This is a genomic window from Streptomyces sp. LUP47B (genome assembly GCF_001746295.1).
In the GTDB taxonomy this organism is placed as follows: Bacteria; Actinomycetota; Actinomycetes; order Streptomycetales; family Streptomycetaceae; genus Streptomyces.
In genome coordinates, this window is sequence record NZ_MJAH01000001.1 from 1128817 (window position 1) to 1151810 (window position 22994).

Sequence of the window (22994 nt, forward strand, 5' to 3'; positions counted from 1 at the left end):
ACGAGTGGCTGATCAATGGGCTTTGGGAGACCGGGAGGTCAGGCGGGCAGACGGCTGTTGTTGCGGGTCTGCTTGTCGAACGTTCCGGCGGGAGCGAGGCGGCGTACCGTCGTGGCGCGTGAGGGCGGCGTGGCGGCGGTCAGCTGGGGTGCGCGCAGCTTCGGCTTCTCGTCGGGTCCGCGGTGACGATCGTTTTGGCGACGACGGCAGGGTTGTCGCCGTCCTTCATCACATCCGCGATCACGTCGTCGAGGACGCGTCGTCGCTTTCGGACAGGTGGGGGCACGCGAAGGGGGAGGGTCAGTTCGGCATCCGGTTGAACCTGCGGACGATGCGGTCGAAGACCCGGGCCGGAAGGACGCGGTGGAACACGCTGATGCCGGCGGCCGTCCTACCGGCGGTGCGCCGCAGTTTCGGGTTCTTGTCGGTGGCCGCCGCGACGATCACCTTGGCGATGGTGGAGGGATCGTCGCCGCCGCTGGTGTTCTTCGCCAGCACCTCGTCGAAGGTGCGCCGTCCCGACGCGTACAGCGGCATGGGGGTGTCGCCCTGCACGCTGTGGTCGCCGAACGGGGTGTTGATCGGGCCGGGCTCCACGAGCAGGACCCGTACGCCGTGCTCGCGGACCTCGTGGTCCAGCGACCCGGAGTAGCCCTCGACCGCGTGCTTGGTGGAGGTGTAGATGGCCATGAACGGGCTGGGCACGAACCCGCTGAGGGAGGAGACGTTGATGACGCGTCCGCGCCGCTGGGCGCGCATGTGCGGCAGGACCGCCTTGGTCATCCGCATGATGCCGTAGACGTTGACGTCGAAGACCTCCTGCGTCCGGGCGACGGAGAACTCCTCGGCGGCCCCGTTCGCGCCGACGCCGGCGTTGTTGACCAGGACGTCGATACGCCCGAACCGGTCGATCACCTGCTTGACCACCAAGGCGACCGACTCGTCGCTGGTCACGTCGAGGTCGAGGTAGGTCACCCCGGCGGGCGCGGCGACCCGCGCGGTGTTGCGAGCGGTCCCGATCACCTCGAAGCCCGCCGCGGCGAAGGCGAGGGCCGTCTCCTTACCGACCCCCGAGGAGGCACCTGTCACGAGCACCACCGGTCGAGTTGTCGCCATCACGAGCTCCCTTGGTTTTGACGCACTCCCGTATGTCTTACGGTCGTATGTCTTACGTACGTACGACCATAGGACGATCGTCAGGCAATGGCAAGTGGTCAGGCCTGATGATTCGAAAGAGGTCGGGAAGACGTGGGGCGCGGCGCTTGTGGACGGGGCAGCAACAGTCCGATGCGCGATGAAGCCGCCGGCTCAGTCGGCGGGAACGGCGTGGGCTTGGGCAGCCGAGTCATCCACATCGGCCGCGAGGTGTATTGCCCGCTCGCCCGCCACGGCAGCGCCTTCCAGCATCCTGGACCGCTTCCCGGGCTGGACCTTCGCGTTCGACGAGTTCGGCCTGTTCGCGATCCGGCCCGAGTGCGGCAGCTGCCCGCACTGAGGGAGGGCACCGGGAACACTGGGAAACTGAGGGGCACAAGCGTGTGGCGCCACCCGTCCGCAGAGCGGGACGGGCAGCGCCACACGTCGAAACCGGGGACTTATCCGGGGAACGGCTTGCTGGCGTCGTCGTCAGCCTTGATGCACGCGTCGAGCTTCCTCTGGAGGGCGGCCGCGTCGTTGAGCGCCTTCCTGGCCGCCGCGGTCTCCCCCAGCTGCTTCAGCTTCGCGGCCTTGGTCTTGAGGTTGGCGATCTGCTGGCGCAGCTGGCTCGTGTTGCAGGTGACGGCGGCCTTGACCGATACCTCGCCCCGGTCGGCCGACACGGCGGCGTGAGCGGGCACCGAGGTAATGAAGAAGCCTCCGACGATGGCCGCGGAGACGGCCAGGACGGAAAAGCGCTTGGTCATGAGTTGTTTCCCCCAGGTAGGGCTTGAGTTGGTCGAAGTGGATCTTACAAAACCTTGTGACCCACCAGTAACCAGACCCGGAACGCACCGACCAAGCAGCTCCGTGTTGTCCCGACGGCCCGCCCCCGCGGACCGAGAGCCCTGCCTGCGGAGTCACGCCCCAGAAGCGGGTACCGGGAAGAGCATGCAGCTGCTGGTGGCGTGGGCGAGGAGACGGTCCTTCGCGTCGACCAACTGAGCCTGGGCGAGGGCGGTTTGGCGTCCCTTGTTGACGACCGTGCCGATGGCGCGCACCGGGCCGGTGTCCACGGTGACCCGCCGCAGGAACTTCACCGTCAGGTCCAGCGAGGTGTACGCCATCCCCTGTGGGAGGAGCGACTGGACGGCGCAGCCCGCCGCCGAGTCGAGCAGCGTGGCGAAGACGCCGCCGTGCATGCTGCCGATGGGGTTGTAGTGCTCCTCCCCCGGGGTCAGCGAGAAGACCGCCCTGCCGGGCTCCACCTCGTCCAGGGTGAAGTCGACGGTGTGACCGATCGGCGCCGCCGGAAGCCGACCCCCCTGCACCTCGCGCAGGAAGTCGATGCCGGCCATGCGTCCGGCCGCCTCCGCCGAGATCGCGGGATCGTCCCATTGATACGTACGCGTTCGCCCCACGATCCAGCGCCCTTCCCTCTGACTGTCAGCTGACTTTCCCAAGCGAAGCTAGGCTTTTGTTCGCCTGACTGTCAATGGAGAAGCCAGGTCCCCTACCATGGCGGGATGGAGTGGCTTGAGGCGAGCACGGAGAACTGCCCCGTCCAGCGCACGCTCGACGTGATCGGGGAGAAGTGGACACTGCTGATCCTGCGTGACGCCGTCAACGGCGTCCGCCGCTTCGACGACTTCCACCGCCACATCGGCCTCTCGGAAGCGGTGCTCAGCGACCGCCTCCGCAAGCTGACCTCGGCCGGCATTCTGAAGACCGTCCCCTACCGGGAGCCCGGCAGCCGTCCCCGCAACGAATACCGCCTGACCCGCAAGGGCTGGGACCTGTGGCCCGTTCTGATGGCACTGACCCAGTGGGGCGAGGCATACGCCCTTGGCCCCGAGGGGCCTGTCCTGGACGTCCGCCACAGCGACTGCGACGCCCCGGTCCGCGTCGTCGTCGAATGCTCCGCGGACCACTCCACCCTCACTCCCCGCGAAGTCACCGCCCGGCTGGGAAAGGGCGCCCGACTCCGGTCCTGAGACATCGCACTCGCGGTCGCGGGCCGGACAGCGGCCAGCTTCCGGGCTCGGTGCAACAGCAGCGCGCTCAGGCACGAGGCATGAGGCACAAGGCACCTACATACGGCCATACCGGCCTGCCAGGACCGGTACGGCGGGTCGGTCAGCCGGGTTCGGTCAGGCAGTGAGGGTGGGGTAGTCCGTGTAGCCAGCCTCGCCGCCGCCGTAGAAGGTGGCGGGGTCGGGGGTGTTGAGCGGCGCGGCGGTGCGTACGCGCTCGACCAGGTCGGGGTTGGCGAGCGCCATCGTGCCGACGGTGACGACATCGGCGACGCCGTCTTCGACGTCCTTGGCGCGGGTGTCGATGTCGGTGCCGGCCCGGTTGAGGACCAGGGTGTTCGGCCACAACTTGCGAAGGGTGTGCAGGAGTTCGTCGTCACCGCCGTGGGCGATGTGCAGGTAGGCGAGGTCGAGCGGAGCGAGGGCGCGCACCAGGGCGGGGTACAGCTCGTGGGTGTCGCTCTCGGCGATGTCGTTGAACGGGTTCCCGGGGGAGATCCGGATGCCGGTGCGGCCGGCGCCGATCTCGTCGGCCACGGCGGTGGCGACTTCGACGGCGAAGCGGATGCGGTTGTCGAGGGAGCCGCCGTACTGGTCGGTGCGCTGGTTGGTGTTGGTGGCGAGGAACTGGTGCAGGAGGTAGCCGTTGGCGCCGTGGATCTCGACGCCGTCGGCGCCGGCCGCGATGGCGGCCGCCGCGGCGCGCCGGAAGTCGTCGACCGTCGCGGCGACCTCCTCGGTCGACAGTTCGCGCGGTACCGGCATCTCCTGGAGGCCGGACGCGGTGAACATCTCGCCCGTCGGCCGGACCGGGGAGGGAGCCACCGGCTGTCGGTGGTGGGGGGTGTTGTCGGGGTGGGAGATCCGTCCGGCGTGCATGAGCTGAATGACGATGCGTCCGTCGGCCTTGTGCACGGCGTCGGTGACCTTGCGCCAGCCGGTGATGTGCTCCTCCGTGTAAATACCGGGGGTCACCGGGTAGCCCTGGCCGTCGGCGCTGGGCTGGGTGCCCTCGGTGACGATGAGGGCGTGCGAGGCGCGCTGGGCGTAGTACTCGGCGTTCAGCTCGGTGGGTACGCCCTGCGGGGTGGACCGGTTGCGCGTCAGGGGGGCCATCGCCAGTCGGTGCGGCAGGGAGATCTCCCCGGCGACGATCGGGTTCCACAGGGCGTGCGACATGGATGTTTCCTCAAGTAGGGGTGAGAGTGAGCTGCGGGTGGCGGGCTGCCCGCCCCGCGGGAAGTAACGCGTTCGCGATGACCGCTCGGATGGGCCGCTGACCTTCTCCACGGAAGGCGGCCGCATGGAGGGGGACTCGGTGGTCGAGAATGCTGACCGGCTTGCCGCGCGCCTGACCGTCGCCATGACGCTTGGGTCGTATGCAGAAGCGCCAACCGTGCCTTCTACGGCCTGATCCGGCCGTCGTCACGGGAGGGGTTCCGCCGCCGGGGCCGGAGCGGCGGTCAGCCGCGGTAGCGGTCGGCCGGGACCTTCCGGGACAGGTTGGGGACGAGAGCCTGACGCGCCTTCTCGAACGACTCCCAGTCGCTGATGTCCGGCAGGGACAGGATGGTGACGGGCTCCCCGGCGTCGAGGCCGGCGAGCGCCGCGTCGACGGCATCGTCCACGTTCATGACTATCTCGTCGGGGAACGCATCGAGGTCCACGCCGGAGCCGTCCCACAGATCCGTGCGAACAGCGCCCGGCAGCACAGCCTGCACCACGACGGGGCTCTCGGCGAGTTCCTGCTGCAGGGCCTGGGTGAACGTCAGCACGTAGCTCTTGGTGCCGCTGTAGACGGCGCTGACGGGCAGGATGTTGAGAGCCATGGCAGAGGAGATGTTCACCACGGTGCCGTGCCCGCGGGCCGTCAGCCCCGGCAGGACCGCGATGGTCAGCCTGGTCAGCGCTGTCACATTGAGGTTGATCAGCGTCTCGTAGGCCGCCGCGTCGGAGGCTGTCAGCGGCGTGAGCAGCGCACCGCCCGCATTGTTGATCAGCACCTCGATGCTCTCGTCGGTCCGAAGGCGCTCCTCGACCAAGGAGATCTGCGCCGTGTCGGTGAGGTCGGCGGTGACGACGTCCACCGCGCGGCCCGTGCGGCTGCGGATGTCCGACGCCAGGGTTTCCAGCCGCGCAGTGTTGCGGGCCACCAGGATCAGGTCGTAGCCCCGGTCGGCAAGCCGCTGCGCGTAGGCGGTGCCCAGGCCGGCCGATGCGCCGGTGACGACTGCGGTCTTGTTCTGAGTGGTCATGAGCGGGATCTCATTTCTGAGCGGGGGGATGAGTGCGGACCGAAGCGTCGGCCCCGATCTCGCTTTAGATTACGATAGGTATCTAAAGAGGTTCCGTCAAACGCCCCCGAGGGCGTCGGTCACCGCCGATGGCCGGACCGCTCGACGCGTACGCGGGAGTGCGAGGTCGGCTGCCGATCGGGTTTGGCTGGAGACCGGCGACACTCCTACGCAGACCTGCCCGCCGCCCGCATACCAGCGCCGCGGAAGCCGCCCCCGGAGGCGCGGCTCGGCGCTACCGCCCACCCGCGGCACGTCGCATACGATAGATACACTTTGGTATCTAACGTGGGCAGGTGAGTGATGAGTCGCGTCTCGCAAGCACAAGCGCTCGAGAACCGCAGGCGCGCGGTCGCCGCGGCCTCCCAGCTCTTCCGGGAGCGCGGGGTGAACGGCATCAGCGTCGCCGATCTGATGAAGTCCATCGGGCTGACCACGGGCGGCTTCTACAAGCAGTTCTCCTCCAAGGAGGCCCTGGTCGCCGAGGCGGCCCAAGCCGCGTTCGGGGACCTCGACCTGCTCCTGGCGTCGTTCGACACGGCTCGGGGCGATCATGACACCGCGCGCGGCGCCCTCATCGACTTCTACCTGTCGGCCGAGCACCGCGACCAGCCCGGCAGCGGTTGCCCCACCGCGGGATTCGCGGGGGACGCGGCTCGCGAGCCCTCAGCCGGGGAGATGCGCGAAACGTACGCGGCCGGCGTCGAGAAATTCGCCGCGTGGATGTCCACCGAAGCCGAGGACGGTCTTCCCCTGGTGGCCACCCTGGTCGGCGCGATCCTGCTCGCCAGGGCCACGGCGGGCACGGATCTGTCGGAGAAGATCCTGGAGTCCACCCGCGAAGCCCTGACCGCCCCCCACTCACCTGACCCGGAATCCTGAACCTGGACCAGGCGGCCCGGCCCCAACGGCACGCGATCAAACGGCCGTTGGCCAACGGAAGCCCCACCCTGCCCTTGTTGCGTCCGGCGTTTTCCGGCTCACTCCCCTGCCCGTAGCCGCCACTGACGCCCTCGCCGTCGCCTTGCCACGCCCCACTGCGGCGGAGTCCTCGGCCCCCTGGGGCCATCTCCCCCTGTCCGCAGCGGATTCGGACGTCGACGTGCGCACCGCACTCGCGATGTCGCGCCAGGACCGCCGGCCCCCCGGGGCGCCACGGTAGCGGTCACTCCACTTCAACAGCCGCCTCACGAGCGGCACAGAGATCCACCCCCCTGCTCGCTTCCTTCACTTCACCAGCATCGGCAGCCGTCCCGCGAGTGGTCCCTGAACCCCGTCTGAGTTTACTTTTCTATACTCAGGAAGTAGCGTCGTGGCCGCACACCGACCCGACCGCACGCGAACGGGCGCGCAGGGCGACTTGCGCGAAGAATCACATCGAGCACTGGGAACCCCCACAGGAGGGCGGCCGGCATGAAGGCATTCGTCGTCGAGAAGTACGGCAAGGACGGCGTACGCGCCGCAGACGTACCCGAGCCCACGGTCGGAGACCGCGACGTCCTGGTCAGGGTGAGCGCCGCCAGTATCAATCCGCTGGACAAAATGATCCGCAACGGGGAGTTCAAGCAGCTCATCAAGCACAAGCCTCCGTTCGTGCTCGGCCATGACCTGGCCGGTGTCGTGACGCGGGTCGGCTCCGCCGTACGCGGCCTCGAAGTCGGTGACGAGGTCTACGCCCGTCCGCGCGACCTGCGGATCGGCGGCTTCGCGGAGTTCATCGCCATCGACATGGACGATGTCGCCCCCAAGCCCGCCACCCTCACCCTCCAAGAGGCAGCCGCCGTGCCGCTGGTGGCCCTGGCCGCCTGGCAGGTCCTCGTCGACCGGGCCCACGTGCAGCCGGGCCAGAAGGTGCTCATCCATGCCGGTGCCGGTGGCCTCGGCTCTACGGCCATCCAGCTCGCCAAGCACCTCGGCGCCACGGTCGCCACAACCACGAGCACCGACAAGGAGAAACTGGTCAGCAGCCTCGGTGCCGACATCGTCGTCGACTACACGAAGGAAGACTTCTCGAAGATGCTGTCCGGCTACGACCTGGTGCTGGACTCCGTAGGGGGAGCGAACCTCGAGAAGTCGCTGACCGTGCTGAAGCCCGGCGGTCTGGCCATCAGTGTCGTCGGCCCGCCGGACGCCGCGTTCGCCAAGCAGCTCGGCGCCCCCTCGTTCCTGGGCCTGGTCATGAGTGTGCTCAGTCGCAAGGTCCGCAAGAAGGCCAGGGCGCTTGGCGTGCGCTACGAGTTCCTGTTCATGCAGGCCGACGGCTCCCAGCTGCGCAAGCTCGGTGCCCTCTACGACAGCGGGAAGCTCCACCCGGTCATCGACACCACCTTCCCGTTCGACCGGACGCTGGAAGCGATGGCGTACGTCGAGCAGGGCCGCACCAAGGCGGGCAAGGTCGTGGTCTCGATGGTGCCCGACAACGACTGAGACCGTGCCGGCCTCCTCACGGCGGGCGTGATCAGGACGGTGTCCGTCCGCCGAGCGCCACACGCTGCCAGTCGGGAGTGCGGTCCTTGTCGACCAGGGCCGCACGGACGCCCTCCAGGAAGTCCGGCGTGCGGATGGTCGTACGCGCGAGGGCGAGTTCGGCGGCAAGGCACTCGCGCAACGTGCGCTGCCCGCCCCGGGACAGCAGGGCGTGAGTGATCTCCAGACTCTGCGGCGAGGCGGACTCCAAGGCGTCCAGTGCGCCTGCCGCCCAGGCAGAGTCGAGGTGACGCAGGCGTTTCTCGATCTCGCCGAGGGTCGGCGCGCCGAACGCCCAGTCCACCTCCCCGCGCACCTCCGCCAGCCTGCTCTCCGCCACCGGGGAACGGCTGCCGAGACGGTTCAGGACCACGTCCACCGGGTCGCCGGGGTTGCCGGCCAGTGCGTCGCCGACCGCGTCGAGCCCGTCCGCGGGGACGAAGTGCGTGGCCAGTCCCGTGTACAGGGTGTCGGCTGCGTCGAGCCGGTGCCCGGTCAGTCCCAGGTACATACCGATCGCGCCGGGCAGCCTCGGCAGAAAGTAGCTGGCCCCGACATCCGGGAAGAACCCGATCCCGGTCTCGGGCATGGCCAGCACCGCGCGCTCGGTGACGACGCGGAAGCCGCCGTGGACGGACAGACCGAGACCGCCGCCCATGCACACTCCGTCGATGAGCGACACGACCGGCACGGGATACTCGGCGATCCGGGCGTTGAGCCGGTACTCGGTGGCGAAGAACCGCTCACTGGCCTCGGCGTCCCCTGCGAGGCTGTTCTCGCGGATCGTGCGGATGTCTCCGCCGGCACAGAACGCCTTCGGGCTGGTGCTCGCGAGCACCACGGCGGACAGTGGTGTGTCCGCCCACTCGGCGAGCCGGCGGTCGATGGCGGCGACCATGTCCGTGGTCAGGGCGTTGAGCGCCTTGGGCCGGTTCAGCAGAATGCGCCCGACGCCCCGGTGGACGTCGGTGAGAATCTCTGCGGCAGCGGTATCGGTCATGGCTCAGCGCCTCGTGGTCCGCGCGGACCTGGCTGTCATGGGCATCCTGTTCCTCTTCCTCATTCGCCGGGCACATCAAGATCCTGACACAGTGACCGCAGTGCCTCTACGAGCCTGTGGACAGCCAGGACGTCACCGTGACCGTCGTTGGCGGCTCCGAGGGCGCGGGCGCAATCGCCGTACCGGCTCTCGGCGGCGGGCGCGGAGAACGCGGTCACCGCAGGGAAGAGCATCGCGTTCGACAGACCGTGGGCGACACGGAAGTGAGCGCCGATCGGGCGGCTCATCCCGTGCGCCAGCACCACGCCGAAGCCTGAGAAGGCGAAGCCGACCTGGGTCACGGCGAGCATCGTCGCCTCACGAGTCTCGATGTCTGCCCCGGCGGCGTAGATGCGGCGGAGGTGGCGGCCGATGGTCCGGATCGCGTTCTGGGCAAGGCCGCCCGAGAAGGGCGGTACGGCCCGCCCTAGACCGTGGCCGCATTACGCGAGCACCGGAGATCACCATCCGGCCCCCCATCACCCTGGCCGTCCGCCGCGAGGCGGTGACGCGTCCCGCCGTGTGCGGCCAGTGGACCGCCCGCCGCACTCCCTCGCACCCCGCAGGGTGATTCCACCGCCATCTGAGTTTACTTTTCTATACTCAGCCCGTAGCGTCATGAGTGCCGGCACGACGACCCGGCTGCCGCGGGAGAACCCCGGCCCGACATCCGCCTGAGAAGGAGCACCACCATGGGAGTAAGCCCCGAGGCCCACGAGTTCGCGCGGTTCCTGGCGAGCGTGAGCGCGAAGTCGGCGACACCCGGCCTGGACCTGGCCGTCATCCGCGACATCGTCGACTCGAACCACAAGGCGTCGACCGAGCCGGAAGGCGTCACGTATGCCGAAGTGGACGCGGGCGGCGTCCCCGCCCTGTGGGCCATCCCGGAGGGCGCCGATCCCGACCGGGCGCTGCTCCACTTCCACTTCGGCGGATCCGTCACCGCCTCGATGCACTCGGACCGCAAGGCCGCAGGCCATGTCGCCAAGGCGGCCGGAGCCCGCTCCCTCGTCGTGGACTTCCGCCTGGCGCCCGAGCACCCCTATCCCGCCCAGCTCGACGACGCCGAGACGGCCTACCGGTGGCTGCTCTCGCAGGGCTACGAGCCGCGGAACATCGGCAGCACCGGTCACTCGATCGGCGGCACCCTCGCGGTGATGCTCCCGCTGCGTCTGCTCGCAAAGGGCGAGGCCACCCCGGGCGCCATCGTCAGCGTCTCCCCGTGGACCGACCTCACCCTCCAGAACCCTGCGGTGGACGAGAACGAGGACAACGACAAGATGCTCAGCCGGGGCACGCTCGAACTCTTCCGCGGAGCCTGGCTGCAGGACCCCGCCGTGGACTTCACCTCACCCGAGATCAGCATCGCGAACGCCGACCTCACCGGCCTGCCGCCCACGACCGTCCACTACGGCGAGTACGAGACCCTCGCCGACGACGGCGCCGAGCTCGGCCGCCGGCTCGCCGACTTCAAGGTCACCTCAGAGGTCCACCCGATGCCCGAGGGCCAGCACTCGTTCGTGCTGGGCGCGGGGCGGGTACCCGAGGTGGACCAGGCCATCCAGCAGATGGGCCAGTGGCTGCGTGAGCACCTCGGCGCGTGAGCGGCAGCCGCACCGACGCCGTGCCCTGACGGCCGGACCGCAGCACCGCCGCGATGTCGCTGAACGGCGTGCGGCATGCTGCTCGACCGTACCGGTCGGCATGCGGTACTTGTGTCCGACACCGTTTCGCACGCGGTCCCACCACCGTCCGTCGAGGCCACAAAGGAGTGCGCGATGGGAACGTACGAGGATGTCTTCCGCGCCAGTACCGAGGACCCGGAGAACTTCTGGCTGAAGGCGGCCGAGGGCATCGACTGGGATGTCGCTCCGCAGCGCGCCCTGGACTCCTCGGGCGCACCGTTCTACCGCTGGTTTCCCGACGGCCGGCTCAACGTCTGTTTCAACGCGCTCGACCGGCACGTCGAAGCCGGCCGCGGAGAACAACCCGCGCTCGTCTACGACTCCCCCGTGACCGACACCCGCCGCACCTACAGCTACGCGCAGCTGAGGGACGAGGTGGCGGCCTTCGCGGGAGCGCTCGCTCAGCTCGGTGTGGGGCACGGCGACCGCGTGGTGATCTACATGCCGATGGTCCCCGAGGCCGCCGTCGCGATGCTGGCCTGCGCACGGATCGGCGCGGTCCACTCGGTCGTCTTCGGCGGGTTCGCCCCGCGCGAACTCGCCCTGCGTATCGATGACGCGACCCCCAAGGTGGTCGTCTCCGCCTCCTGCGGCATCGAGGGCAAGCGCGTCATCGCGTACAAGCCCCTGCTCGAGCAGGCGATCGAACTCGCGGCCCACAAGCCGGAGAAGTGCGTGATCCTGCAACGCCCGCAGGAGCGTGCCGAGTTGGGATCGGACGATCTCGACTGGGCCGACCTGGTCGCCGCGGCGCCGCCGGCCGACTGCGTTCCGGTCGCCGCCACTGATCCCCTGTACATCCTTTACACGTCCGGAACGACCGGCAAGCCCAAGGGAGTCGTACGTGACTGCGGCGGCCACGCGGTCGCGCTGCACTGGTCGATGGGCGCCGTCTACGACGTGGGCCCGGGCGAGACGATGTTCACCGGCTCCGACGTCGGCTGGGTCGTCGGCCACTCCTACATCGTCTACGCGCCCCTGCTGGCCGGCGCGACAACGGTCCTGTACGAGGGCAAGCCGGTCGGCACCCCGGACGCGGGCCAGTTCTGGCGGGTGGCCGCCGAGTACCGGGTCAAGACCATGTTCACGGCGCCCACCGCCTTCCGGGCGATCAGGAAGGAGGACCCGAAGGGGGCGCTCACCGCGGGCCACGACCTCTCGCACCTGCGCTACCTCTTCCTCGCCGGTGAGCGCCTCGATCCGGAGACGTATCACTGGGCGAGCGCTCTCCTGGGCGTCCCGGTGATCGACCACTGGTGGCAGACCGAGACCGGCTGGCCCATCGTCGCCAACCCGGTCGGCATCGAAGCCGCCCCCATCAAGCCCGGCTCCCCCAGCCGCCCCCTGCCGGGCTGGGACGTCCGCGTCCTCGATCCCGCGGGTGACCCTGTGCCCCCGGGCGTCGACGGCGCAATCGTCGTCAAGCTCCCCCTGCCGCCCGGCGCACTCCCCACCCTCTGGAACGACGACAACCGCTACCTCGGCTCCTACCTGTCCGCCTACGACGGCTACTACCTCACCGGCGACAGCGGCCACCTCGACGACGACGGATACGTCTTCGTCATGGGCCGCACCGACGACGTGATCAACGTCGCCGGACACCGGCTGTCCACCGGCAGCATGGAGGAGGCCCTGGCAGCCCACCCGGACGTCGCCGAGTGCGCCGTCATCGGCGTCGCCGACGAACTCAAGGGACAGGTGCCGCGCGGCCTCGTCGTCCTCAAGGCAGGCACCGGCCGCGAACCGGGCGAGGTCGAAGCCGAACTCGTCCAACTCGTACGCGAACGCATCGGCGCCGTCGCCTCCCTCAAGGACGTCACGGTCGTGGCCGCCCTGCCCAAGACCCGCTCGGGCAAGATCCTGCGCAAGACCATGCGCGGCATCGCCGACGGCCGCGACGAACCCATCCCGTCCACGGTGGACGACCCCGGCGTCATCGAAACCCTGCGCCCGGTCCTCCGCCGAGCCCCGGCGTGACTCCAGGAGAGCTACGACGACCGGCGCTTCGCCTTGTCTGCCGACTGCAACCCTCGTCACACGCGAGTGTGACCAGGATCGGTAGTTGGCACTAGGCCATGTTCGGGACCTGCGCTGATGCCAATTAGCTCCAGCACCTTGAGGCGCGGAATCAGAGAGATAGTTGGCACTTTGGTACAGCGCAGGTCACAGAGTGTTTCGCCAGGAGCACGGGGCCAACTTGCCAAGACCGGAGGAGCTTCACACGTAGCTGCAGGCGTCTGCTCGTGCCTCACAGGGTCCCGGTGAGAGGGGCAAAGCATTTCCTGCGTTGCGTGTTCGCGTTTCCATGCGGGGTGTGCGTGCCTCTATCCGACCTCGTGTGGCGAGGCTCAGCATGAGCAGCGGCAGCGCAGGGGGCACGGCGGGGCTCAAGCCCCTCTACGCGTCGAGTTCCCTCAACGGCAGCCGCCGCCGGACCGGCAGACGCCATGCCTGAGCCGGCTCGCCCTCTCGCCTTCCGTAATCAATAGTGCGTATGGCTTTCCGAAACCAGCGTCTTGTGTTGCCTCCCTGGCATAAGCTCCACCATGTTGACACCACGTCGAGCAGGCACAAGGTCATGTGTACCCTCAGCAGAATCAGTTGCGATCAGGGGCACGAAGTCGAGGCCGAACGGAGCCCCTGAACATTCGTCGCGTGTGATGCGGTAGAAGTCAGCCGCGGTTGTCAGCAGGCATAGGCGGATCGCGTCGATGATGGCCGTCTTGCCGCTGTCGTTCTCGCCGACGAGGACGTTCGTGGCGGGACCGAAGTCCAGGCTCAGGCTGGCGTCCTTGTCGCCGTCCTTCTGCGGCGCCGCGCCGAAGATCCGGAAGTTTCCGCATACAGACAGGCAAGGTACACCGACATCCCCCGAGCGATGAGGCCCGCGCCCTCGACGACACAGGCGGTTGTAACCGCCTCAAGTGCCCCACCCGCATGCGGTTCTGACGCATCATACGATTCACCGCGACACTGGTGCCTCGTTTGACGAATCCCTCCCCGTGGCTGGAAATGGCCATGTCAGGTCGCCCAACTCCAGACAGCAGTGCGCGACCGTCATTGCGGCACAGCGGCAGGGGAGATGGCCCCTCACGACTGGTAGGTGCCACAGCAGGGCGCCTCCTACGCACAGGGCGCGTCGACACCGCGCGGAGTGAGCGCCTCTACGGATTCGTGCGCACCTCCTGCGCGGCGCCCGATCAGCAAATCCGGCGGACCAGGCCAGCATGATCCAAAGACCGTCCAGGCGCTCGCACGGCACGCCCGCTTCACCGAAACATGGGATACCCATGCGCGCCCACCGAGGGCGACAGAAGGCCTGCACGTAACCGCGTTCGGCGATGCCTTCCGCTCAATGCAGCAGAGCGGGGGCCGAGTTGCAGCACGGTCACCAGTGTGCCGGAGAGAACCCGGATTACCGCGTCGACGCCCCTATGCGCGAGCTGATCGGCAAACGGCCCTGGCTGACGGTCTTCCGCTTCCCGACCTACACCCCCGACCTCAATCCGGCCGGGGGTGGTCTGGGCGCACCTGAAGAAGAGCCTGCGCCCAGACCACCGGGCTGATTAGGCCGTGAGGCCGGCGCGCTTTCACATGCGCTGGCTTTCCGCTTTCGAGTAGTTCAGGGTCACAGCCATTCCTGGTTGGCCGGTCGCACTTTGTCCAGTGCCTCGCGGATCTTCTGGCCGATTGTGATGAGGCGTGATTCCGGGAGGCGGGTGGTGGGCCCGGCGACGGCGATCGCGGCGCGTGGGGTGACCGCGACGGCGACACACGAGATGCCTACCTGCTGGCTGTCCAGGTCGAGGGCGAAGCCGTGGTGCTTGGCGTCGGCGATTTCCTGTGCGTGGCGTTCCCACCGGTCCGGGTCTTCGGCGCGGACAAGGTGGGCGAGGTCGGCGTCGGCTGCGAGCAGGGCGTGGCCGAGCGCCTCGCCGATCAGTGACTTTCGCTCGCCGGGTCTGACTGCGAGGTGCAGGGGCTGGTCCGATTGCACGGCGTCCACGCACAGGTAGTCGGTGCCGGTGGCGAACGCGAGGAAGGTGGACTCGCCCGATGCCTGGCTCACGTTCTTGAGCACGGGCCGGATGCGGGCGCGCAGGGCGTGTTCTGCCTCGGCGTCCAGGCGCAGCAGGCGGTTGAGCTTGCCGGTCAGCCGGTAGGCGGCGCCCTTCTTGTCCTGGGTGATGTAGCCGAGCCCTTCGAGGGAGGCGAGCAGATTGTGTGCGGTGCTGCGGTTGAGGCCGGCGCCGTCGGCGAGTTCGCTCAATCGCGCGCCTTCGGGATGCGTCGCGATGCGTTCCAGCAGGTCGAAGGCCCGCTGCACGGACTGGAGCACGCGGCCGGATGGCGTCTCGGATTCCATAATGTTGAACTCTAGCAGATTCTAGGGCCTGATTGTTTGACATTGTGCCCTCGCGGAACCAAGGTGGTGACCGAGGGCGCGTCCGTAGTGGACGCCGCGTCAGCGGCCGTATCGGCCGGCCCCCACCCATCCCCCCGCAAGGAAGAGACACAGCTATGTCACGCGTCATCCTCATCACCGGCGCGAACCGCGGCATCGGCCGCGAGCTCGCCGCCCAGTTCGCCGCGGACGGCGACACCGTGCTGCTCAGCGCCCGCAACGGCGATGCCGCAGCGCAGGCATCCGCAGAGATCGGCGGCGACACCCACCCGGTCCAGCTCGACGCCTCGGACCCGGCGAGCATCAAGGCCGCGGCGCAGAAGGTTGAGGCCGAGCACGGTCGTCTTGACGTGCTGGTCAACAACGTCGGCGGCATCTTCGACTACGCCCAGCAGGCGTCCACCGCCGATCTCGGTGTGGTGCAGGAAGCACTGGAGATCAACCTCTTCACGACGTGGCGTGTCACCCAGGCCATGCTGCCGCTGCTGCGCAAGGCGCAGGGGGCCCGCATCGTCAACGTGTCCAGCGAGGCGGCGTCGCTGGCGCGCATGGGGGCGGCCACTCCTGCCTACGGTGCGTCCAAGGCGGCTCTCAACGCGCTGACCCGTTCGCTGGCCGCAGAGCTCGCCGAGGACGGGATCACCGTTCACGCCGCGAGCCCTGGATGGACGGCGAGTGATCTCGGTGGTGAGGGCGGCCGTCCCCTCGCGGAGGGCGCGGCCAGCATCAAGCACGTCGTCAACCTGCCCGCCGAGGCTGGCACCGGCGCCTTTTACCAGGACGAGCAGATCCTGCCCTGGTAACACCCGATGCGCAGGGTCAGCACCGAGAATGCGGTCCTGGCCCTGCCGCCCTTTCAAGGGCGGGGCGCCGGCGGTCGGCGACCGGAGAAGCCCCCGCCCGCACCCCGAAGGCGCGGAGACCATGACGGACAACTCACCCGCACATTCACACACGTCCAGCCAGAGCCCCGCGCGGGAGCTCTCCCGGCCACTGGTGCCGGTGTTGTGGCTCGTGCTCATGGCGTCGCCGGTGGCCGCCGCGAACAACGCGACGGTGCTTATCCTCGACGACATCGGCACCGCGCTGGACACGACCGCCGCGACCGCTTCCTGGCTCGCCACCGTGTTCGCGCTCGCCCTGGCGGTTGCGACACCGCTGCAAGCCGCGCTCATGAGGCATCGCGGCAGGCCCACGGTGCTCTTCACCAGCGCCGCGCTCGTCGCCGCCGGCACGCTCATCGTCCTGGTCTCGCCCTGGCTGCCCCTGGCCGTGGCCGGACGGGCCACCCAGGCCGCCGGCGGAGCCGGCCTGAACGTGCTCGCCATCGCCCTGGCCGGCAGCGCCCGCAGGATCGGCGCCATCAGCGCCGGGATGGGGCTGTTCGGTGCGGTCAGTCCGCTGATCGGCACCCAGCTCACCGACGTCCTGTCGTGGCGCGTCGCGCTCTCCATGCTGGCGATCACGCTGATCGCCGTACCCGTCGTCAGCCGCCGCCTGGCACCAGACACAGCCGGCATCGGCCGTTTCGACGCCGGGGGCGCGCTGCTGGTCGCGGTGCTCTCCGGAAGTATCGTGATGGTCGCCTCGAACCCGCTGCCGGCCCTGGCAGCGACGGCGATCTCGATCACCCTGCTCATCATCCATACGCGCCGCCGCCCCGACGGCTATGTGCCGGTCACCACGATCCGGTCGGCGAGGTTCCAGACCGCCACCTGCCTGACACTCGCTCTCTCCGCGGGGTACTTCACCCTGCTGTTCGTCATCCCTCAGCTGCTCATCACCCGCGCCCACTGGACCAAAGACGCCGCCGCCGCCGGGCAGCTCGTCGCGATGGTGCTGGCCTCGCTCGCCACCCTCGGATTCACCTCCATCGCCGCCCGGTTCTCCCGCACGAACGTGCGGATCGTCCTCGTGGCAGCCGGGACCGTTGCCGTACTCGCCGCGGTCCTCGCGAGCGTGCCGGTTCTCCTGCTGGCCGGGATCTTCCTTGCGCTGTTCGCCGCGACCTCGGCCAACGCCACCCAGGTCATCGCGGCCACGGCCTCCGTGCCCGAACAGGACAAGCCGACAGCGATCGGGCTGTTCACCCTGCTCTACCTCCTCGGCGGCGCGATCGGCCCCGCCTTCGCCTCCGCACTGGTGCTCTGACACGAACCGCAGCCGACATTGCGCGTCACGGGCCCGTCCGCCACGACCCCGGCACACACACCCGATGCCACCCCGCAGGGGCGCATCCGCGCCCCACCGGACAGGTGGGGCCGCGACTCACCCGAACTCACACAACAGGAAGACGCCATGCGCACAATCCTCTGGAAGCGTTCGTCCGCCCGTGTCCTGAAGGGCGTACCCGTCACGTTTCTCACGGCGGGACTGCTCGTCGCCGGTTCCCACACGGCGGCCACCGCTGTGGCCGCCACCCCCACCGCCCACCACGTGGCCGTACAGAACAAGGTCATCACGCTGCCCGGCGCCACCTCCGCCGAGGGCATCGCGGCAGGCAAGGGCACGACCTTCTACGCGGGTGACCTCTACGCCGGAGACATCTACCGCGGCGACATCCGCACCGGCACCGCAGAACGCTTCATCGACGCCCCCGCCGGCCGGGCAGCAGTGGGCATGAAAGCCGACACGCGCCACGGCCTGCTCTTCGTCGCCGGCGACAAGAGCGGCCAGGCGTACGTGTACAGCACCTCCACCGGCGCGGAGGTCGCCACCCTCCAACTCGCCGCCCCCGGCACCACCAGCCTCATCAACGACGTGGTCCTCACCGCGGGCGGCGCCTGGTTCACCGACTCCGCCCAGGCAAAACTCCACTTCGTGCCCGTCGGCAAGCAGGGCACCCTGGGACAGGTCCGCACCCTCGACGTCACCGGCCCGGCCGCCGAGCTGAGCGGCGAGTACAACCTCAACGGGATCGAGGCCACGCCCGATGGCAAGACGCTGATCGTCGGTCACTTCGCGAACCAGCGGATCTACACCATCAACCCGGACACCGGTGCCTCCACGGTGGTCAAGGGCGTCAAGGCACCCAACGCCGACGGTCTCGTGCTCCACGGCCGAGACCTGTGGGTGGTGCAGGGCTTCGACAACAAGATCTCCCGCTTCAAGCTCAGTCGCGACCTGCGCAGCGGCACCCTCGGGAAGGAGATCACCAGCCCGGCCTACGGCGTCCCGGCGACGGCGGCGCGCTTCGGCCACCTGCTCGCCGCGGTGAACGCCCACTTCGACACCCGCCCCACGCCGCAGGACCCGCCCGCCTCACCCACCTACGAAGTGGTCGTCACCAAGTCCTGACCCGACCACTACACATGAGGCCGCCGCCGCGCAGACGCCGTCCGCCCGAGGCGCCTGCACCAATTGGGCCGCCCTCGGACATGGCGGCGGCCTGGCCGAGGCGTCGGTGTGCTGCGCCTTCCTCGCTACGACACACGCCCCGCGGGGTGGGGGGTCGAGCTTGTACCCCCTATAGATGCGACCTGCCACGCCTGGCGCAGAAGCGGTTTCCTGAAATCGCGCCTCGGTCACGAGATCACCGACCGTCGCGCCCTTTCCTCCACCGATCGAGTATGAGGTCGCCTCCATGGAACGTCGTAAAGCGCTCGGACTGATCGCCTCTACCGGCGCCGCCACCGCCGCCGCCTCCGTCGCGACCGTGCCCTCCTTCGGTGCGGAGACGAGCCGCGCCGCGGGCGCTACAGGACAGGGCGAGGCCACGGACAAGGGCGGCTACACCTTCGCGCTGGACAAGAACGTCGAGCGGTCCTCCGTGCGGTTCAAGAACCGCTACGGCATCGAGGTCGCTGCGGACCTCTACGTGCCGAAGAACGCCAGGGGCAAGCTGCCCGCCCTGGTGGTCAGCGGTCCGATCGGCGCGGTCAAGGAACAGTCCTCGGGGCTCTACGCCAACGAGTTCGCCCGTCGCGGCTACGTCGCCCTTGCCTTCGACCCCTCCTTTTCCGGGGAGAGCGGCGGCACGGTGCGCGACGTGGCCTCGCCGGACATCTACACCGAGGACTACAGCGCCGCCGTCGACTTCCTGGGCCTGCAGAAGATCGTCGAGCGCAAGCGGATCGGCGCGCAGGCCGTCTGCGGCTTGAGCGCCATGGCGCTCACCGCGGCGGCTGCAGACAGCCGTATCAAGGCGGTCGCCACGGCCTCGATGTACGACATGTCGCGCAGCATGTCCCGCGGCCACAAGGACTACTACACACGTGAGCAGCGCCAGAAGGTCGTGGACCACCTCAGCCGGCAGCGCTGGATCGACGCCAAGAACGGCACCTACGCGCGACTCTCACACGAGGTCCCCTTCGACGACAACGGCAACGTCGCCCCCACAAACCGCGTCCTTCCCGAGACCCTCCCGGCAAACGCCGACCCGATCACGGCGATCTTCTTCGACTACTACCGCACCGAGCGCGGCTACCACCCGCGCTCGATCAACTCCACCACCGCATTCACCGGCACCACGCCGATGTCATTCTTCGCTTTCCAGCTGGCGACGAACATCGACATGCTGGCACCCCGCAAGGCCCTCCTGGTGGCAGGCGCCGACGCGCACTCCCGTTACTACTCCGAGGACATCCAGGCCAAGGCACCCGACAGCATCGACCTCGTAATCGTCCCAGGCGCGGACCACGTCGACCTGTACGACCGCAAAGACCTCATCCCCTTCGACAGGTTCGACGAGTTCTTCACCAAGAACCTCGCCTGACCGAAAGCGCCCCCGACAGGCCGGTACCACCACCGGCCTGTCGGATGAGCCCCCACGGCGGAAGCGGCCCCTCGGAAACGGATACAGGGCCCCTGCCCATCGACCGGCCCGGGTGGAAGCGGTCGCGGGATCCCTCTCGGCGGTCCGGGCCTTGGCACCCCAGATCGTGGCGGGCGGCGGGGGCGCGATCCTGAACATCCTGTCCGGCCTGTCATGGGTCAGCTTCCCGGAGGCCGGCGCCTACTGCGCCGCCAAGTCCGCACAGTGGGTGCTCTCCGGAAGCGTCGTGATGTTCGCCTCGAACCCGCTGCCGGCCCTGGCAGCGACGGCCATCTCGATCATCTGGCTCATCATCCATACGCGCCGCCGCCCCGACGGCTATGTGCCGATGACGACAATCCGGTCCACGCGGTTCCAGACCGCCACCTGCCTGACACTCGCTCTCTCCGCGGGGTACTTCACCCTGCTGTTCGTCATCCCGCAGCTGCTCATCACCCGCGCCCACTGGACCAAAGACGCCGCCGCCACCGGACAGCTCATCGCGATGGTCCTGGCCTCGCTCACCACCCTCGGATTCACCTCCATCGCCGCCCACCTCTCCCGCACGAACGTACGGATCGCCCTCGTCGCAGCCGGGACCGTTGCCGTACTCGCCGCGGTCCTCGCGAGCGTGCCGGTCCTCCTGCTGGCCGGGATCTTCCTGGCGCTGTTAGCCACGACGTCGGCCCACGCCACTCAGGTCATCGCGGCCACGGCCTCCGTGCCCGAACAGGACAAGCCGACAGCGATCGGGCTGTTCACCCTGCTCTACCTCCTCGGCGGCGCGATCGGCCCCGCGCTCGCCTCCGCACTGGTGCTCTGACACGAACCGCAACCGACACTGCGCGTCACGGGAGCTCGGTGACTCGCGCGGTGTTACGAGCGGTTCCGATCACCTCGAAGCCCGACACGACGAGGGCGCGGGCCGCCTCCTTCGTCTTGCGGTCACCGGGTCTATAGCATTATGTTCGTAATTTAATTGCTCGAGGGAGCCCATCAGCAGGCGCAGCCGATGCGCCGCCACAGCGCCCTTCCCACATCGCGAGGAGCTTTTCATGGACCTCTCCACCAGCACCGCCCTCGTCACCGGAGCCAACCGGGGCCTGGGCCGGGCCCTCGCCACCGAGTTGCTCAGCCGCGGCGCCACGGTCTACGCCGGCGCCCGCAACCCCGCCCAAGTCGACCTGCCCGGCGCCAAGCCGATCGCGATCGACATCACCGACCCCGCCTCCGTCGCGGCCGCCGCCCAGGCCACCGGCGACGTGACCGTCCTGATCAACAACGCAGGGTCCTCCACCGGGGCCGATCTACTGGCCGCCGGCCTGAACGACATCCACCTGGAGATGGACACCCACTACTTCGGCACCCTCTCGGTGGTCCGGGCCTTCGCACCCCAGATCGCAGCGGGCGGCGGTGGCGCGATCCTGAACATCCTGTCCGGCCTGTCCTGGTTCAGCTTCCCGGAGGCCGGCGCCTACTGCGCCGCCAAGTCCGCGCAATGGTCACTCACCAACACCCTGCGCCTCCAACTCGCCGACCAGGGCATCCGCGTCGCCGGCCTGCACGTCGGCTACATGGACACCGACATGGCCCGGGCCGTCGACGCGCCCAAGTCCGACCCCGCCGACATCGCCCGCATCGCCATCGACGGCATCGCCGCCGGCGCCTACGAGATCCTCGCGGACGACGCCGCCCACCAGGCACAGGCCGCACTGTCGGGGGGCGTCTCGACGCTCTACCCCCAGCTTCCCTGAAAACCAGCGGCCGGGTATCCACCCAGTCCACTGAGCACCAGAACCAACGGCACAGACCGAGGGCGTGCACTCAAAGCAGGCCGGGCTCACGGGTGGCGTGGTGACACCGCCACCAAATTTCCCCACCGTCCGCTTCGCTGTCCTGCCCACGCTCCCCAGCGACGCCTCGCCCCCTGGCAACCCTCGCCATCGCGGCCCCTCTCCTGAAACACCACACCAATGAGACACCGCACCAAGTAGTCCATCACATAAGGGAGTCACCGAAATGAACCGCTTCACCGGCAAGACCGTCCTCGTCACCGGCGCAGGCTCCGGCCTCGGCCGCGCGATCGCGCTCGCCTTCGCCGCCGAGGGCGCATCCGTGGTCGCCGCGGGACGCACCGCGGCGTCCCTGGAGGAGACGGTCGGTCTCATCGAGGCCGCGCACGGCACGGCCGCCGCCGTCACCGCCGATGTCACCGACTCCGGCCAGCTCCAGAACCTCGTACGCGAGAGCGTCACCCGCTTCGGTGGACTGGACATCGCGGTCAACAACGCCGGGATACTCCGCGGCACCGGACCCGTCGGCGAGGTGAGCGAGGAGGACTGGGAGGCGGTGCTGCGGACCAATGTCACCGGCGTCTGGCTGGCCATGAAGCACGAGATCGCCCACATGAAGGAGAACGGCGGCGGCGCCATCGTCAACATCTCCTCGATCCTGGGCGCCCACCTGCGGATCCCGAACGGCGCCGCGTACATCACCTCCAAGGCAGCGGTCTCCGCGCTGACCCGCGCCGCCGCTCTCGACCACATCCACCAGGGCATCCGCATCAACGCGGTCAGCCCCGGCGCCTCCGCCGCTCCCATGTCGCTGCTGCCCGGCGAGAGCGAGGCCGACCGTGCCGAGCGGGTTAAGACAGGCAACCCGCTCGGCCGGGTCGCGGAGGCCGAAGAAGTGGCGGCCGCGGTGCTCTACCTCGCCTCGCCTGTGGCCGGCGCGGTAGTAGGCGCCGACCTGGTCATCGACAGCGGATCCTCGGCCTGACGACTCGTAGGCGTCGTCTGCGGCCCCCAGCCCTGGCAAAACCCCGCCACGACGGGCTGAACGCGAGCCACATCCCGACCAGAGCGGAGCCACACCGCGGCGCCGCCGACACCAACAGCGGCCTCTGGTCCTCATCGACGTCGACGAACCCGGCCTGGCCGACACCGCCACACGGCCGTTCGACACCGGAGCCGAGACCACCGTCTTCCGCGCCGATCTGAGGAACGCCCGCTCTCTGGGTGACGTGGCCCGGCAGATCGCGCTGGCGGTCGGCCTTCCGGCAGTGCTTGCCAGCGTCGCGGGCATCGGCCTCGCCGCCGACGTGCTGGAGACCAGCGACGAGACGGGGGACCGGATCATCGGCGTCAACCAGCGAACTATCCATGGTGGCCGCTGAGTTGGCA

Annotated in this window: 21 protein-coding genes and 1 pseudogene; 13 read left to right on the forward strand and 9 right to left on the reverse strand. The window is 69.0% G+C overall.

Features of this window, described 5'->3' with window-relative positions; all coding sequences use genetic code 11:
• Positions 1 to 300 precede the first annotated feature (300 nt).
• The 3 genes from BFN33_RS05055 to BFN33_RS05065 form a co-directional block, all read right to left on the reverse strand.
• Positions 301 to 1116: an oxidoreductase gene (locus BFN33_RS05055; protein WP_079140595.1), complete on the reverse strand. Its 816-nt coding sequence runs from the start codon at positions 1114 to 1116 to the stop codon at positions 301 to 303.
• Positions 1117 to 1595: 479 nt separating this feature from the next.
• Complete coding sequence (locus BFN33_RS05060; RefSeq protein ID WP_069758600.1) at positions 1596 to 1904, reverse strand: hypothetical protein; 309 nt, start codon at positions 1902 to 1904, stop codon at positions 1596 to 1598.
• A gap of 153 nt (positions 1905 to 2057) precedes the next feature.
• A complete protein-coding gene (locus BFN33_RS05065) occupies positions 2058 to 2558 on the reverse strand; it encodes a PaaI family thioesterase (protein ID WP_069758601.1) in 501 nt (166 codons plus the stop codon).
• A 105-nt stretch (positions 2559 to 2663) separates the two neighbouring features.
• On the opposite strand from BFN33_RS05065, the gene BFN33_RS05070 reads away from it, so the two are divergent.
• Positions 2664 to 3131 carry a helix-turn-helix domain-containing protein gene (locus BFN33_RS05070; protein ID WP_069758602.1) on the forward strand — a complete coding sequence of 156 codons (468 nt, stop codon included), beginning with the start codon at positions 2664 to 2666 and terminating at the stop codon, positions 3129 to 3131.
• Between the two features lie 156 nt (positions 3132 to 3287).
• Here BFN33_RS05070 and BFN33_RS05075 read toward each other — a convergent pair whose 3' ends face one another.
• Together BFN33_RS05075 and BFN33_RS05080 are read right to left on the reverse strand one after the other, a co-directional pair.
• Complete coding sequence (locus BFN33_RS05075; RefSeq protein WP_069758603.1) at positions 3288 to 4349, reverse strand: alkene reductase; 1062 nt, start codon at positions 4347 to 4349, stop codon at positions 3288 to 3290.
• 284 nt (positions 4350 to 4633) lie between these two features.
• A complete protein-coding gene (locus BFN33_RS05080) occupies positions 4634 to 5425 on the reverse strand; it encodes an SDR family oxidoreductase (RefSeq protein WP_069758604.1) in 792 nt (263 codons plus the stop codon).
• A gap of 342 nt (positions 5426 to 5767) precedes the next feature.
• Between BFN33_RS05080 and BFN33_RS05085 the strand changes: the two genes are divergently transcribed.
• Together BFN33_RS05085 and BFN33_RS05090 are read left to right on the forward strand one after the other, a co-directional pair.
• The gene (locus BFN33_RS05085) at positions 5768 to 6346 is read left to right on the forward strand and encodes a TetR/AcrR family transcriptional regulator (protein ID WP_069758605.1); all 579 of its coding nucleotides are present in this window, start codon (positions 5768 to 5770) and stop codon (positions 6344 to 6346) included.
• Positions 6347 to 6877: 531 nt separating this feature from the next.
• On the forward strand, positions 6878 to 7891 hold the full coding sequence (locus BFN33_RS05090; protein WP_069758606.1) for an NADP-dependent oxidoreductase: 1014 nt from the start codon (positions 6878 to 6880) through the stop codon (positions 7889 to 7891).
• Positions 7892 to 7922: 31 nt separating this feature from the next.
• Here the strand turns inward: BFN33_RS05090 and BFN33_RS05095 are convergent, their stop codons facing one another.
• Together BFN33_RS05095 and BFN33_RS05100 are read right to left on the reverse strand one after the other, a co-directional pair.
• The gene (locus BFN33_RS05095) at positions 7923 to 8930 is read right to left on the reverse strand and encodes an enoyl-CoA hydratase/isomerase family protein (RefSeq protein WP_069758607.1); all 1008 of its coding nucleotides are present in this window, start codon (positions 8928 to 8930) and stop codon (positions 7923 to 7925) included.
• Between the two features lie 59 nt (positions 8931 to 8989).
• Positions 8990 to 9373: pseudogene (locus BFN33_RS05100) on the reverse strand (iron-containing alcohol dehydrogenase); the annotation flags it as partial.
• Between the two features lie 288 nt (positions 9374 to 9661).
• Between BFN33_RS05100 and BFN33_RS05105 the strand changes: the two are divergent.
• Entirely contained in the window at positions 9662 to 10573 is a 912-nt protein-coding gene (locus tag BFN33_RS05105; protein WP_069758609.1) for an alpha/beta hydrolase, read from the forward strand.
• A 174-nt stretch (positions 10574 to 10747) separates the two neighbouring features.
• Positions 10748 to 12631, forward strand: a complete 1884-nt coding sequence (locus BFN33_RS05110) for a propionyl-CoA synthetase (RefSeq protein WP_069758610.1) — start codon at positions 10748 to 10750, stop codon at positions 12629 to 12631.
• Positions 12632 to 13136: 505 nt separating this feature from the next.
• Here the strand turns inward: BFN33_RS05110 and BFN33_RS55415 are convergent.
• Positions 13137 to 13559, reverse strand: a complete 423-nt coding sequence (locus BFN33_RS55415; protein WP_218108964.1) for an ATP-binding protein — start codon at positions 13557 to 13559, stop codon at positions 13137 to 13139.
• Positions 13560 to 14282: 723 nt separating this feature from the next.
• Positions 14283 to 15020, reverse strand: a complete 738-nt coding sequence (locus BFN33_RS05115; protein WP_079140601.1) for an IclR family transcriptional regulator — start codon at positions 15018 to 15020, stop codon at positions 14283 to 14285.
• Positions 15021 to 15175: 155 nt separating this feature from the next.
• Between BFN33_RS05115 and BFN33_RS05120 the strand changes: the two genes are divergently transcribed.
• The 8 genes from BFN33_RS05120 (at position 15176) to BFN33_RS53035 (ending at position 22987) form a co-directional block, all read left to right on the forward strand.
• The gene (locus tag BFN33_RS05120; RefSeq protein ID WP_069758612.1) at positions 15176 to 15862 is read left to right on the forward strand and encodes an SDR family NAD(P)-dependent oxidoreductase; all 687 of its coding nucleotides are present in this window, start codon (positions 15176 to 15178) and stop codon (positions 15860 to 15862) included.
• 121 nt (positions 15863 to 15983) lie between these two features.
• Positions 15984 to 17210, forward strand: a complete 1227-nt coding sequence (locus BFN33_RS05125; RefSeq protein ID WP_069758613.1) for an MFS transporter — start codon at positions 15984 to 15986, stop codon at positions 17208 to 17210.
• Positions 17211 to 17357: 147 nt separating this feature from the next.
• The gene (locus BFN33_RS05130) at positions 17358 to 18356 is read left to right on the forward strand and encodes an SMP-30/gluconolactonase/LRE family protein (RefSeq protein WP_079140605.1); all 999 of its coding nucleotides are present in this window, start codon (positions 17358 to 17360) and stop codon (positions 18354 to 18356) included.
• A gap of 286 nt (positions 18357 to 18642) precedes the next feature.
• Positions 18643 to 19773, forward strand: coding sequence for an alpha/beta hydrolase (locus BFN33_RS05135; protein ID WP_107487971.1), 1131 nt, complete (start codon positions 18643 to 18645; stop codon positions 19771 to 19773).
• 151 nt (positions 19774 to 19924) lie between these two features.
• A complete protein-coding gene (locus tag BFN33_RS54070; protein WP_256122632.1) occupies positions 19925 to 20635 on the forward strand; it encodes a hypothetical protein in 711 nt (236 codons plus the stop codon).
• A 232-nt stretch (positions 20636 to 20867) separates the two neighbouring features.
• Positions 20868 to 21566: an SDR family oxidoreductase gene (locus BFN33_RS05145; RefSeq protein WP_069758615.1), complete on the forward strand. Its 699-nt coding sequence runs from the start codon at positions 20868 to 20870 to the stop codon at positions 21564 to 21566.
• Between the two features lie 265 nt (positions 21567 to 21831).
• Positions 21832 to 22590, forward strand: a complete 759-nt coding sequence (locus BFN33_RS05150; protein ID WP_069758616.1) for an SDR family NAD(P)-dependent oxidoreductase — start codon at positions 21832 to 21834, stop codon at positions 22588 to 22590.
• Between the two features lie 244 nt (positions 22591 to 22834).
• Entirely contained in the window at positions 22835 to 22987 is a 153-nt protein-coding gene (locus BFN33_RS53035) for a hypothetical protein (RefSeq protein WP_176742299.1), read from the forward strand.
• Positions 22988 to 22994: the final 7 nt, after the last annotated feature.